A 13,437-nucleotide genomic window follows, 5' to 3' on the forward strand; every position below is an offset into this window, starting at 1 on the left:
ACCGCTCACCTCCGGGACGAGTAGGCGTCGGCCAGAGCCGCGGCTGCGGTGTGGACGACCTCGTACGGCCGCGCAAGCGACATACGTATGCTGCGCAGGCCGCTCGCGGGATCGGCCCAGTAGAAGGGGGCACAGGGCAACACGTGTGCCCCGCGCACCATCAGGTCGTGGTAGAGCTGCGAGGAGTCGGGGCCGCCCTCCGGCAGCGCGACGCGCGCCACACTGATCTGGGAGTCGGGGTCGGCGAGCCCGGTGCCGACGGCCTCGATCGCCTCGCGCACCGCGCTGCGGTTCCGCTCGACGAGAGCGCGGGCGCGCTCGTATCCGCCGTCGGCCCAGTCCTCTGCCAGTGCCTCGACCAGCTGCAGCACCACCGGTGACGCGGCCAGCATCGATTCGGAGAAGGCACGCCTGATCGGGAGTGTGGTGCGTTCGTTGTAGGCGAGCATCCCGAGCTTCAACTCGTGCATCGGCCACAACTTGCCGGTGTCCTCGATGATGATCCAGTCCGCGCCTGCGGCATCGAGGACGGCGTAGGTGTCGTACTGCGCATCGCGCACCTGGCCGCGGAAGCTGGCATCGACGATCACCGTCTGGCCGTGCCGCGCGGCGTGCTCGGCCAGCGAGCGCAGATGGCCCTCCGGAGTGACCAGACCCGTCGGATTGTTCGGCATGGTGATGACGACGGCGCTCACGGGCGATCCCGGCCAGTCCTGGTTGAGCAGCGCCTCTTCCTGCAGCGGGACCAGTTTCAGACCTCGGGTCTGGAAGAGGTCGGCGATGTTGTCGAACGTCGGATGCAGGACGGCGACCGTCGCTCCCGCCGGCAGCGCCCGCGCCACGATGTCCGTGGCGAGGGTCGAGGAGTAGCAGCTCAGGATGCGACCGGTCCCGATCGGTGCCGAGCGCTGTCCGATCGCACCGAGGAAGGCGATGTGCGCCGCTTCCTCGATGGACGGAAAGGCGCGACGGGTGGCGATCGCGAACATCTCCGGGATGCGGGCGACGATGGCCGCCTGCTCTGGCGTTAACGCCAGACGCGCATGCCCGTCCGTCAGATTGAGGCGACCATCGGGGTCGGTCAGAGCGTCGACTTCCATCAAGGTCAGGTTCGCGGTCACGGATTCCCTCGTCTGCCGATATCACGGATTCCGAATCGGGATCAACGCTGGAGACACTATTTTGGGAGGGCGCCGATTACTTGTCCCTTGTATTGGGCACCTCCACCGTCGCCTTGTGTGCTCATACGCTCGTTCCTGCTCTGCGTGTTCATGAACTCGCCGCGAACGGCCGCGGAAGAAGGAAGGGCGATGAACAAGCTCACGCTGACGGCGCACGACCGTACAGCAGTTGCCCCGCTGCTCAGCGACATCGCTGCCCGGTGCACCACCATCGAGGACCCGGATCTCCTGCGCCAGGCTCCGCTGCTCGCCCGGCGGTTGCCCGCGCGTCTTCTGGAGTTCCTCGAGGACCACCGGTTGCGCGAGCCGGCAGCACTCTGCCTGGTCTCCGGTTTCGAGGTGGACGAGGAGGAGATCGGGCCGACGCCGGGGCACTGGCGTGGCAGCCACGTCGGCTCGCCCACACTGCGCTACGAGGTCTTCTTCCTGCTGTGCGCCTCGGTGCTGGGCGACGTGTTCGGCTGGGCGACCCAGCAGGACGGCCGGATCATGCACGATGTCCTGCCCATCAAGGGCCACGAACACTACGAGCTCGGCTCGAACAGCCTCCAGCACCTGTCCTGGCACACCGAGGACGCGTTCCACCCCTGCCGCGGCGACTACGTCGCCCTGATGTGCCTGAAGAACCCCGATGCCGTCGAGACGACGGTCTGCGACGCGGGCGATCTCGACTGGTCCGGACTCGACGTCGACGCGCTCTTCGAACCCGCCTTCACTCAGATGCCCGACAACTCCCACCTGCCCGTGCATTCGACATCAACGGGCGATCCCACGATCCGGCGGCTGCGCGAGGACAGCTTCAAGACCATCGAGGCGTGGAACGCGAATCCCGTCAAGCGGCCCATCCTTTTCGGTGACCGGGCCAATCCCTATATGGTCCTCGACCCGTACCACATGAAAACCGCGGGCTGGACCGAACGCTCGCTGACGGCTTATACCGGGCTGTGCGACGAGATCGAATCCAAGATGAAGGGCGTCGCCCTGGAGCCGGGCGACTGCGCTTTCATCGACAATTTTCGGGCGGTACACGGCCGTAACTCCTTCCGGGCCCGCTACGACGGCAGCGATCGCTGGCTCAAGCGCCTGAACATCACGCGCAACCTCCGCGGTTCGCGGGCCTGGCGCCCTGCCGCGGACCACCGGGTCATCTACTAGCTCCGTACTTCGCGGGTGGCTGGTTCGGATGGAGTTGCTGCCTGGCCGTGTCCGGTCCGGGGGTGGTCGTGTTGACCGGGTGTGACGAAGTCTTCCCGGTCCCCGCGGCTGCGGACGGTGCGCCCGCTCATGGAATGTGTGGTCACCGCCGACGGCGGCATCCCGCTGCTGTCCCGCGTCATCGACGGCGGAGCCGCGGAGATCTCCCACACCGGCACGATGAACAGTCTGCGCGCAATGGCCGGGCCGAAGGAGTTCTTGCTGATCGCCGACTCCAAGCTGATCTCCTACGGCAACGTCACCGCCCTCATCAAGGCCGGGACCGATTTCATCGCACCGGCCCCCGCTTCCAAGGTCGACGATGCGGTCTGCGCCGCCCTCGACCTTGAGGCGGCCACCGTCGTGGACTACACCCCGGCCCGCGACGAGGACACCCCCGCCGGACAGCGCTAGACCTATCGGGTCCTGAAAGACACCCACCTACTGGCCGGACCCCGCAAGAGCGATCCCCCGCTCGAGGTGCGCCGGATCCTGGTGCACTCCACCGGCAACGCCAAGGGCCAGCGGCGAGCGCGTGAAAGACGCCTGGCCAAGGCCCGCGAGGACCTCGTCAAGCTCCAGCGTTCCGCCGGCGGCCGCTACTACAACACCGCCGAGAAGATCGCCGCACGCATCGGCGTGATCACCAAGACCCGCCGGGTCTCCGGCTGCCTGCGCACCGCGATCACCACGGACAAAACCGGACGGCCCGCCCTGTCCTGGCACTTCGATGAGGACGTGCTCCAGGCCGAGGCCGCCGTCGACGGCTGGTACGCGCTGCTGACCACCCTCACCCCCGAACAGGCGGGTGCCAGCGAGGTCTTACGCCGGCACAAGGGCCAGGGCACGGTCGAGCGCAGATACGGCGACTTCAAGGGCCCGCTGGCCGTCACCCCCATCTTCGTGCAGGTCAACAAACGCGTCGCCGCACTGATCACGGTGATCTGCCTGGCCCTGCTGCTGTTCTGCCTGATCGAACGGCAGGTCCGCCGGGCACTCGGGGGCGACCAGAAGATGCAGGGACTGTATCCGGGCAACCAGAAGGTGCGGCCCGCCGGCCGCATGATCCTCTACCACCTGTCCGACCTGCGGCTACGGGTCACCAACGCCACCGACCCGCCCGTCATCGCCATCACCCGGGGCATCCAGCTCCACCTGCTCGACCTCCTCGGTCTGGCAACCCGCACTACCCTGCTGGCCACAGACCTGAACGAGGTACCCGCGAAGTACGGAACTAGCCCCCGGAGTCGTAGGTCCGGCAGGGAGCCGCCGCCGGACCTACGACTTCAGAAGCAGATCCAGGTTGGCCAGTCCCGCCGTGAGCTCGGCACGGGTGCCTCCGAAGCCCAGCCGGACGTGGTTGCGGTAGGTGTCCCCGAAACACTCCCCGGGAATAAGCAGCGTGCGGAACTCCTCGGCGAGCCTGCGGCACACCTCGGTCACGTCCTGGACGCCGCGCAGTTCGACGAGCGCGCTGACGCCGCCGGCGGGAGGTGTCAGCCGGACACGGTCGGGGCGCTCGCGCGCCCATGCGAGCAGAAGTTCCCGGTTCTCCCCGGCATGTGCGCGCTGCATGGCGACGATGCGGTCCGCGTTGCGGACGGCCCGTTCCGCGAAGAACTCCAGCACCGGTGAGACATAGAGCGCCACGTAGTCGCGCAGGTACGCCATCTCCGTCAGCAGCTCGGGCGGCGCCAGGCACCATCCGGTGCGGATGCCGGCCAGGCCGTAACTCTTCGAGAACGTACCGAAGGACAGGCTGCGCGGGTAACGGTCGTGCGGCAGGGGCAGTTTGCCGTCTTCGTAGGTGATCTCGCCGAAGGCGTTGTCCCATACGAGCCATGCGCCGGCAGCGGCCGCGATCTCGATCAGCTCGTCCTGCTGCTCGCGGGTGATGGATATGCCCGTCGGGTTGTGCGGGAAGTTGACCACGATCATGCGTGGCCGCTCCGCGGCCACCAGCTTCCGGAGCCGGTCCGTGTCGACGGCGAAGCCGTCGCCGCTGGAGAGGTCCCACCTTCTCAGGCGGCAGCCGCGGGCCACCGCGATGTCGTGGAGCTGCTGGTAGGCCGGATCCACCACGATGACATCGTCGCCGGGGCGCACCAGGGTCTGCATGACGAGCCAGATCGCCTCGCTGGACCCATGGGTGACCATCACGCGCTCGCTGTCGCCGCCGGTCCAGCGGTCGGCCAGCGCGGCGCGCAGATTCCGCCCTCCCAGGGGCTCACTGTCGTGGAACGGAAGTTCCGCCAGTTCGGCCAGGTCGAAGTCGGCGATGTCACACAGCTCGCCGACGGTCAGGTCCCGGACTCCGCTGCTGCCGATGTCGTGGTCGACCGCGTGATAGTAGCGCCGCATCCATTCTTCGAGCTTCGCGAGTGGCAGTTCCACTGCTCCCCCAATCACTGGACTGACGACGCGACATCGTCAAGATCGTCAAGGCTCTCGAGCACCAGCTCCGGGTCGATGCCGAAGTCGACCAGGCAGGCGATCTCGGTGACGCCGACGTCACCGAAGCGGCGGATGCGCTCCGCGCAGGCGGCCTTGTCGCCAACGAGGCCACCGCCGCCCCGCAGCCGGCCCTTGGCCGTGGCCACCATGTCGTCCAGATCAGCCGCCGAGACGTCGGCAGCCTCGTTCTGGAGCTGCAGGTCGAGGTGGCGGCGGATGTAGGCGTCATAGGACGAGTCGAGTGCGTCCGCGACGGCACGCGGGTCATCATGGATGTACGTGTGCAGCATTAGCCCGACCCGCGGGCTCGGGGTGTGGCTGGACGGCACGAACTCGGAACGGTAGAGGGCGATTCTCCGTTCGAGGTCGTCGAGGCGTCTGCCCGTGAAGTTCGTGACGATCCCCATGCCGCGCCGCGCCGCGTGCACGAACGTCGTGTCGGACTGGCCCGACATCCACAAGGGAATATCGGCTCGGTGCGGGCGCGGATACGTCGTGACCGATATCTGGTCGCCGTTGCCGTCGGTCCGCTTCTCGGCGCCCCCGTGCCACAGTCGCATGAATCGGTCCATGGCATCGTCCAGGGATTCGAGTCGCCCGGCGTAGGCCTGCGGAGCCAGGACGAAGTCGTTGGCGTGCCATCCACTGGAGAAGGCGATTTCCGCGCGTCCCGCCGACAGGTTGTCGACCACCGACCACTCCTCGGCGACACGCACGGGATCGTGCAGGGGCAGCACCACGCTGCCGGCCCTGATCGCCACCCTGCTGGTCGACACAGCGAGGGCAGCACCCAGCACCGAGGGATTGGGGTACAGACCGCCGAAGACGTTGAAGTGCCGTTCGGGCGTCCACAGCCCGCACATCGCGCTGTCGTCGATGCGAGCGGCGACCGCCTTCACCAACGCGTATGGATCCGCGTCCCCTCCCGCTTCCGCGTCCGCAGAGAAGAAGAAGATGCTGGTGTCCACTAAACGCCTCCGCCGCGCTGCGCCGGTTCCTTGTCGGCTCCGACGCCGTCACGGCGGGCGCTGCGCGGCCGAAGATCCGTCCAGGTCACCTCGATGTAGTCGAGACACCCCTGGCGTGTGTCCGCTTCGTGGCTGATGCTCCATCCAGGCGGAACCTCGAGAGCCGTCGGCCACAGAGAGTATTGCTCCTCGTCGTTCACGAGCACATGAAAGGTGCCGTCGGGATCGTCGAACGGATTCATGGTGCCTCACCAGTCGGATTCGACAGCTTCGGACAAGAGGCAAGCTACCGCCGCGCCCCCCTCGTTGCACTGTCACGTGAAGCCAGGACACTGACGCCTGGGTCTACGCCTGTCGGGGTTTAGCGGCCCCCATATCCCGCAGGCGGACCACGAGTTCAGAAATGGCCGCCGGATCGGCGTTGCTGACGCTCACCCGCAGGTTCTGGCGGTCCTCCGGCAGGAAGGCGGTTCCTGGGACCACCAGCACGCCGTGGTCGCGGACAAGACCACCCACGACATCCTCCGTCGAACGATCCGCGAAGGGATGCCTGAGCCAGCCGAAGAACCCACCGCACGACAGCAGTTCGAACCCGCCCGGGCGCTCGGCCATCGCCTCGCCCAGCCACGCCCTCTGGCGTGCGAGTTCCTGCGAACGGTCGGTCCGCCACCGACCGGCCTTCGTCAGCCCCGCCCACGCCGCTTCCTGACCGATCCGCGGGGCGCAGACTGCCACACAGTCAAGGAGTTTGCACACCTCACGATTGAGCTCGGCCGACGCCACCACTGCCCCGACCCGATAGCCGGGAAGGGCGAGGTCCTTCGAGAACGAGTGCAGGCTCACCACGGTCCGCGTCCAAGCCGGGTCGGCGAAGAGGTCGTGCGCCGGCTGGTCGGTGCTCCGGAACGAGCGGTAGGTCTCGTCCACCACCAGGGCGATGCCGTGCCGTGCCGCCAGCGTCGCGAACGCGGCGATCTCCTCCGGCGGCATCGTCACCCCCGTCGGGTTCCCCGGGGTGATCAGCACGATCGCGCGCGTCCGCCCGGTGATCAGCGGTTCAGCCTGCACCGCGCGGGGCACCAGGTCCTCGTCGGGCTCCAGGTACACCGGCGTGATGCCGTTCATACGGAGCCACATGTCGTGGTTGAAGTAGTACGGCAGCGCCAGCACGACCTCGTCACCCGGGCCGGCCAGCGCTGAGGCGACCAGCGAGAACGCCTGGTTGCACCCCGCGGTGACGACGACGTTCTCCGAGGCCACCCGCCCTGCGTACGCCTCGCTCAGGTCAGCGGCCATCGCGGCCCGCAGCCGCGGGAGTCCGGGCACCTCCGTGTACTCACTGCCGCCTCCGCGACGGACAAGGTCGGCCACGTACTCGCTCACGACCGGAGCCGGCGGATACTGCGGTGCCGCCTGCGCGAGATCGAGCAGCTTTCCCTCCCACTCATGCCCTTCGAGCAGATCGTAGGCAGCGCTGATGGGCGAGTCGCCCTGCTCGACCGTCTGACTCCGCAGCCGCATGGGCCCCTCTCCACTGTGGTCGCTCGCGGTTGTCGGCCGGCGACCGCGCGCCGGCGAGAAGCGTGATCTCACCGTAGCGGTGTCCGTGCGGCCCGGGCTGTCCCCCTTTCACAGCACAGCCGCCGGCCGGGCCGGGTGAGGGCGCCCTGCTCAGGAGTCCCTGAAACCGGGGAGTGCTCGCGCCCGCGACGGCTGCCGGATCATTGGCCCCGGACAGGACCGCGCTCTCTGATGACAGGTCAGCAACGCCTATGACGATCCAGCAGCAGACACCGCCGCCCCCAGCCGCGCAGGACAGCACCTCGCCCACCACCATGTGGCACCGGCGCGCGGTGTCCCTCGCGGTCGCGCTCGTGCTGCTGCTGATCGGCGCGGCGAGCGTCTGGTCCCTGCGGACTCCTCAGCCGAAGCCGGCCTCCGCATCCCAAACAGAGTTCTCCGCGAAGCGGGCCCTCGCGCGGCTCGATGACATCGCTGCGGTTCCGCACCCCGCCGGTTCCGCGGCCGCGGCCGAGGTGCGCGCCTACCTCGTCCGTGAGCTGCGCCGCCTCGGCGTCCGGCCCACCGTGCAGACGCGGGTCGCATCCCGCACACCATCGGGCGGCTATCCGACGCTCGCCCGGGTGAACAACATCCACGCCCACATACCGGGCTCGAAACCGACCGGCCGGGTCCTTCTGGTCGCCCACTTCGACTCCGTGCCCAACGGCCCCGGCGCCAGTGACAACGGCGCCAATGTCGCCGCCGTCCTGGAGATCGTCCGTGCGCTCGGCTCCATGCCGCAGTCGCGCAACGACATCGACGTGCTGTTCACCGACGCCGAGGAACCCGGTCTGCTCGGCGCCCAGGCGTTCGTCCAGTCGAAAGTCGCCGGCGACCCCCGTCGAGTCGCCGTCGTGAACCTGGAAGCCCGCGGAGTCTCGGGCCCTGCCCTGATGTTCCAGATGGAGGGCGGTCTGACCTCTGCGGTCGCCGACTCCCACGCGGTGACCACGTCGTTCGCGGGCGCCTTGTACAGCCTGCTCCCCAACGACACCGACCTCACCGTCCTGGCGGCCGACGGCATGCGCGGGATCAACCTCGCCTTCATGGGCGGCGTCGCCCGCTACCACACCATCCACGATGACGTCGCCCACGTCAACGCCGGAAGCGTGCAGGACATGGGCGACACCGCCCTCGCCGCCGTGCGCTCGCTGGGCGCCGCCGACCTCGCCGAGGACGAGCCCGAGGCCACCTATTTCTCCCTGTTCGGCACTGTCGTCTCCTACCCGGGCTCGCTCACCCTGCCACTGGCCCTCGTCGCACTCGGGGCCCTCGTCCTGGTCCTGATCCGCGGCCGGCGTCACGGACTGCGTCCCTCCAGAGCCGGGCTCGCCGCAGGCTCGCTCACCGCTGTACTCCTCGCGGCCGTGGGGGTCGGCTTCGGCGGATGGTGGCTGCTGAGCGCGCTCCAGCCCGCGTTCACCTTCGGCATCGGTGCCGTCTACCACCCGGGGCCCTACCTTCTGGCGGCATCGTTCCTGATGGTGGCGGTCCTCTTCCTCTGGTACCGGTGGGCGCAACGCCGTATGTCGTGCGCCGAGGCAAGCACCGGCGTACTCGGCTGGTTCGTGGCGCTCGCCCTGGTCAGCGCCGTGCTCCTCCCCGGGGGCGCCTATCTGTTCACCTGGCCGGCCCTGATCGGTCTGGGTGCTCTGGCCGCGACGCTGCATGCCGAACCGCGTTCGCCGCTGCACGTGCTGGCGACCGCCGCTTCGGCTCTCCCTGCCACCGTGCTCCTGATCCCCGTCTCGGTGCTGGTGACGACCGCGGTCGGGCTCGGCCTGAGCGCTGCTCCCCTGCTCTTGGTGACGCTGCTCGCCGCGACGGCACTCCCCCTCGTCGAGCCTTCGCCGAGCCGCCGCGTCTCCGCGGCGCTCGGGGCGGGCCTGCTCCTCAGCGCGACGGCAGCGGCGACCGTCGCCGCTGCCTTGAACGGGTACACCGACAGCAACCCGCGCCCGGTCAGCCTCGCGTATGCCTGGGAGTCGGACACCGGAACGGCCAGCTGGCTCAGCCGCGGCGGGCGGGAGCAGCCGGCCGTGGGGCGGCTGCTCGACGAAGGACCCGAGCGGCTGGACGACCGGATACCGTCCCTCGCGGGGGCGCCGCTCTACCACGGCCGAGCGCTCAAAGCCCCCGATGTCCCCGAACCCCGCATCAGGCGCACCGCCCCCGACGCCATCGACCCCGCCACCGGCCGGCGCACCGTACACCTTCACCTCACTGTTCCCGACGACACCTACCTGGTGGACGTATTCGCGAACACCACCGAACACACGGTGCGGGGCGCCACGGTCGACGGCGTGGACCTCAATGCGGGCAAGACCGCGTTGACCGAACCCTGGGGCTGGGGATTCCGCTACGCCGCACCCCCGGACAAGGGCATGGACCTCACGATCCGGGCCGAAGGCAGCGGCCCCCTGCGCATCCGCGCCGTGTCCCTCACCTCCGGTCTACCGGACGGTGTCCACGCCCCTCGGCTCCCGTCGAACACCAGTTGGGCCGGCTGGCCGGTGTTGTCGGGGCAGACCCTTGCCGTACGGACATTCACGTTCTGACCTTCACGTTTGACCGGGGTCCGGCAGGCGCCGCCCCGGTCGCGTGTCTAACGACCTCGTGCATGGTTAGCCGTGACGATGGTCGTAAGGCCAGCTCATGGGTCCTGCCGCGGCCCTCAGGCGTGGCGGGATGCCTCGGACTCCAGATCGCTCAGCAGGGCCTCGACATCCTCCACCGGCTCCTGTTCGGCCTGCCGGAACGCGATGCGCTGCGCCAGCATCTCGACCGTCGACGAGGCAAAGATGTCGCGCAGGGTGAGGTCCGCCTGGACGGTGTCCCGGATCTGGATGTTCAGCTGAGTCGCTAGCAGGGAGAATCCGCCCAGTTCGAAGAAGCTGTCATGGATACCGACGCGGTCGACCTTGAGGAGCGCCGCCAGGATGTCGACAAGCTGCCGCTCCAGGGGGGTTCGCGGGGCGACGTACCGGTCGGCTGTCTCGCTCGACTCCGGGCGCGGCAGGGCAGCCAGGTCGTACTCGCCGTCCGCGTCCAACGGCAGCCGCTCGAGCACCACGAGATGCCGCGGGAGCAGTGCGTCGGGCAGCCGTGCCGCAAGTCGCGGCTGCGCCGCGGCCAGGTCGAACTCTCCGTCCTCGGTGACGACATAGGCGACGAGCTCGGTGCCTGCTCCGGCTTGCGTCGAGTCCACGACGAGGGCGTCGACGACACCCGGGAGTTCCCGCAGCGCACAGGTGACCTGGAGGGGGTCGGTCGACGGATCGCTGCCGGCCATGGCGACAATCTCGATCGTGCCGTCAGCCCAGCGCCGTCCGAACTCCCCACTCCGGCTGTCCCCGATGCAGAGTTCGGCGACTTCGCCGACCGCGGCTTCCTGCCCGCCTCGCCGCACGAACCGAATGGGGCCGTGGGCGGCATGGCCAAGAGGAACACGTAGTGGCGCCGTCTCCACAGCCCACTCTTCCGGGATGTCGTAGAGCGCCGCGGGTCGACCGTCGGGCCCGATGCCGTAGAGGCCTGTGCATAGGGCGTCCGGGGCCGTCCGGCGTACTGCGACGACATCCCGCGACACGAACGATCCCGCGTTCTCGACCACGACGTGGCGCAGGGCCGACAGGGAGCAACCCGCCAGGGTCCGCAGCACCGCGGGCCCCGCATAGAGCACGCTGACGCCGGCTTCGTCCAACTCGGCAGCCAGCGCCCCTGCTCCGACGGCAGGCGAGTGGTCGACCAGCACCACGGTCCCTCCGGCTGCAAAGGCGGTCAGGAAAGCCGAGATCACATGGTCGGTGGAGCCGGAGAGTACGGCGAACCGGTCGTGGGAGCCGAACCCGTACCGTGCCACCGCCCAGTCGGGGCGGCAACCGGGCACCACGGTGTCGGTGCCCGGCTCCGTCCCGCCGCTCGGCGGCTTGCCAGGGTCGATGACGTGGATCTCGTCCGCCCCGAGCCGCAGCGTGATGCCGGCGCCGTCGGATCGTATGGTCAAGCTGCCGGGGGCTTGCGGGGCGTCGCCCGAGCGATCCAGCGTCACCTGGGCTCCGGCCCGGAGACACCCCAGGAGTGCGGCCACGCAGAGACCCGTCGGCCGCCACTCGAGGACGACCTGACGGTCGAGGTCATCAGGCCGACGGTTCCGGGCGCGGATGGGGAAGAGCCGGATCAACGCCCGTGCGACTTCGTCCGCCGCCGCATCGATGCGGCAATAGGTCCACTCGCCGTCGCGGTCGACGACCGCCACCGCACCCGGGTCAGCGGCTGACAGCAGCCCACGGGGCGGTGCGGAGTCCGTGGTGGTCGTGTCCTCCACCGGCCCGGGCATCAATGTGACGGGCGGCTCACCGGACGAGGTCAGCCGGTACTCACCCAGGGGTCGGTCAGGAGCGCGCGTCGCGGTGCGGAGGATCGCCATCAGCTGTTCCAGAAGCTGCTCGATCATGACCCGCTCGTAGCGGTTCGCATCGAATTCCAGATCGAAGCGGAGGACTCCATCCCATTCGCGCGCGCTCAGGGTGAGCTCGAACTTGCTGGGCCGGGCCGGCGTGTCCAGCAACTCCCCCGTGGTGCCTGCGAGCGGATGGACCTCAGGGGTGTCGACCCCGTTCAGGATGACCTGGAACAACGGTGTCCGGGACGGGACACGTGTGGCGGGGAGCTCACCGACCAGCAGGTCCAGTGGTGCTTCCGCATGGGCGTAGCCGCCGAGCGCTGCCTTGCGGGCCCGGGCGAGAAGCTCGGCGAACGTCGGGTCGCCGCTGAGGTCCAGGCGGAACGGAAGCGTGTTGACGAAGAAGCCGATGAGGTTCTGCAGGCGGGCGTCGGACCGCCCCGTGATCGGCACCCCGATCACCACGTCCTCCTGGCCCGACCAGCGGCTGAGAACCGTCCCGAACCCGGCGAGGAGCGCCATGAACGCGGTCGCGTCCGCCTTCCGGCACAGCTCGCCGAGCGCACTCGTATCGGCTTCCGAGAGCGCGGCGGACACCCGTCCGCCCGTCGGTACATCGTCCGGTGTGCTGCGCCGCCTGCTGGGGAGCGCCAGCGCGGCCGGGGCGCCGGCGAGGTGTTCGCGCCAGTAGTCCACCTGCCGCTGCAGGTACTCGCCGGTCAGCCAGCGCCGCTGCCACACGGCGAAGTCTCGGTACTGGACCTCCAGCCCGGGCAGATCCGTTTGCTCCGGATCGCCGCCGGCCGCGTACAGGGCGGACAGCTCCTTCACGAAGACACCGACCGACCAGTCGTCGCACACGATGTGGTGTGCGGTGATGCTCAGCACATGTTCGGACTCGCCCACCCGGATCACCAGGCAGCGCACCAGGGGGCCGGTTTCGAGGCTGAAGGGTGCGGCGGCATCAGCGTCCATCAGCTCGCGCGCCCTGGCCTCACCGTCGGGTTCGGCACTCACGTCCTCGAACCGGAGATGCCAGTCGTCCGCGAGCGCGTCGACGATCTGTACCGTCCGGCCGTCCTGTACGGGAAACCGGGAGCGCAGTGCCTCGTGCCGGTCCATGATGGCGCGCAGCGAGGCGTCCAGGGCCGCCACGTCCAGGTCGCCGCTGAGCCGCTGCCTGCCGTGCACATGATAGGCGGCGCTCGGCAGGAGTTGGTCCTCGAGCCAGAGCCGCTGCTGGTCGTAGGACAGCACGGGATCGGCTCCCGCGGGCCGCCGGCTCACCTGTGGCCACTGGGCGGGCGCGGCGTCCATCACGTGCTGCGTCAGGGTGGCCACCACGGGGGACTCGAAGAAGTCCATGGCCCGGACTCGCACGCCGTAGCGCTCGTGGATCTGCCCGAGCGCCCGCACCGCCATGAGCGAGCTTCCCCCGAGATCGAAGAAGTCGTCGAACACGCCTACGTCGTCACGCCGGAGGATGTCGCGGAAGATCCCGCCGATGCCCTCCTCGACAGCGGATCGGGAAGGCGCAGGACCGTCACCGGCGACGTACGCGCCGTCCGCAGGGGGCACGTCTGTCCGATCGGATGCATGGAGCGAAGGATGAGAGGCCACGGCGTTCACGTTAAGGGCGGGCCCGGCCCTCGGTGACGTCGCAGAAAACGGG

At 69.0% G+C, this 13,437-nt stretch carries 9 protein-coding genes and 1 pseudogene; 4 read left to right on the forward strand and 6 right to left on the reverse strand.

Translation table 11 applies throughout. The annotated features are described in order from the left end of the window. Positions 1–5: 5 nt before the first annotated feature. A complete protein-coding gene (locus OHA88_RS02880; protein WP_328624067.1) occupies positions 6–1,121 on the reverse strand; it encodes an aminotransferase class I/II-fold pyridoxal phosphate-dependent enzyme in 1,116 nt (371 codons plus the stop codon). A 189-nt stretch (positions 1,122–1,310) separates the two neighbouring features. Here OHA88_RS02880 and vioC point away from each other — a divergent pair, with 189 nt between their 5' ends. From vioC to OHA88_RS44460, 3 genes and pseudogenes are all read left to right on the forward strand, one after another. Continuing rightward, positions 1,311–2,336 (forward strand): arginine beta-hydroxylase, Fe(II)/alpha-ketoglutarate-dependent, encoded by a 1,026-nt coding sequence (gene vioC / locus OHA88_RS02885; protein ID WP_328624068.1) that lies wholly within the window; start codon positions 1,311–1,313, stop codon positions 2,334–2,336. 129 nt (positions 2,337–2,465) lie between these two features. Next, positions 2,466–2,789, forward strand: a complete 324-nt coding sequence (locus OHA88_RS02890; protein ID WP_328624069.1) for a hypothetical protein — start codon at positions 2,466–2,468, stop codon at positions 2,787–2,789. 81 nt (positions 2,790–2,870) lie between these two features. After that, positions 2,871–3,491: pseudogene (locus OHA88_RS44460) on the forward strand (hypothetical protein); the annotation flags it as partial. Positions 3,492–3,653: 162 nt separating this feature from the next. On the opposite strand, the gene vioD reads toward OHA88_RS44460, so the two are convergent. From vioD to OHA88_RS02910, 4 genes are all read right to left on the reverse strand, one after another. Next, positions 3,654–4,769, reverse strand: a complete 1,116-nt coding sequence (gene vioD, locus OHA88_RS02895) for a capreomycidine synthase (protein ID WP_328624070.1) — start codon at positions 4,767–4,769, stop codon at positions 3,654–3,656. Positions 4,770–4,780: 11 nt separating this feature from the next. Then, positions 4,781–5,797 carry a MupA/Atu3671 family FMN-dependent luciferase-like monooxygenase gene (locus OHA88_RS02900; RefSeq protein ID WP_328624071.1) on the reverse strand — a complete coding sequence of 339 codons (1,017 nt, stop codon included), beginning with the start codon at positions 5,795–5,797 and terminating at the stop codon, positions 4,781–4,783. Next, positions 5,797–6,039 carry an MbtH family protein gene (locus OHA88_RS02905; protein WP_328624072.1) on the reverse strand — a complete coding sequence of 81 codons (243 nt, stop codon included), beginning with the start codon at positions 6,037–6,039 and terminating at the stop codon, positions 5,797–5,799. The genes OHA88_RS02900 and OHA88_RS02905 overlap by 1 nt, the downstream gene beginning before the upstream one ends. A gap of 103 nt (positions 6,040–6,142) precedes the next feature. Beyond that, positions 6,143–7,318, reverse strand: a complete 1,176-nt coding sequence (locus tag OHA88_RS02910; protein WP_328624073.1) for an aminotransferase — start codon at positions 7,316–7,318, stop codon at positions 6,143–6,145. A gap of 251 nt (positions 7,319–7,569) precedes the next feature. Here OHA88_RS02910 and OHA88_RS02915 point away from each other — a divergent pair, with 251 nt between their 5' ends. After that, positions 7,570–9,918, forward strand: a complete 2,349-nt coding sequence (locus OHA88_RS02915; RefSeq protein WP_328624074.1) for a M20/M25/M40 family metallo-hydrolase — start codon at positions 7,570–7,572, stop codon at positions 9,916–9,918. Positions 9,919–10,034: 116 nt separating this feature from the next. Here OHA88_RS02915 and OHA88_RS02920 read toward each other — a convergent pair whose 3' ends face one another. Further along, the gene (locus OHA88_RS02920) at positions 10,035–13,343 is read right to left on the reverse strand and encodes a condensation domain-containing protein (protein ID WP_328624075.1); all 3,309 of its coding nucleotides are present in this window, start codon (positions 13,341–13,343) and stop codon (positions 10,035–10,037) included. Positions 13,344–13,437 lie beyond the last annotated feature (94 nt).

This window comes from Streptomyces sp. NBC_00353, from assembly GCF_036108815.1.
In the GTDB taxonomy this organism is placed as follows: Bacteria; Actinomycetota; Actinomycetes; order Streptomycetales; family Streptomycetaceae; genus Streptomyces.

Bases quoted from the DNA above. Each gene is read 5' to 3' on its own strand.
- vioC (WP_328624068.1), top strand. From the start codon at position 1,311: ATGAACAAGCTCACGCTGACGGCGCACGACCGTACAGCAGTTGCCCCG.
- OHA88_RS02890 (WP_328624069.1), top strand. From the start codon at position 2,466: ATGGAATGTGTGGTCACCGCCGACGGCGGCATCCCGCTGCTGTCCCGC.
- OHA88_RS02905 (WP_328624072.1), bottom strand. From the start codon at position 6,039: ATGAATCCGTTCGACGATCCCGACGGCACCTTTCATGTGCTCGTGAAC.
- OHA88_RS02910 (WP_328624073.1), bottom strand. From the start codon at position 7,318: ATGCGGCTGCGGAGTCAGACGGTCGAGCAGGGCGACTCGCCCATCAGC.
- OHA88_RS02915 (WP_328624074.1), top strand. From the start codon at position 7,570: ATGACGATCCAGCAGCAGACACCGCCGCCCCCAGCCGCGCAGGACAGC.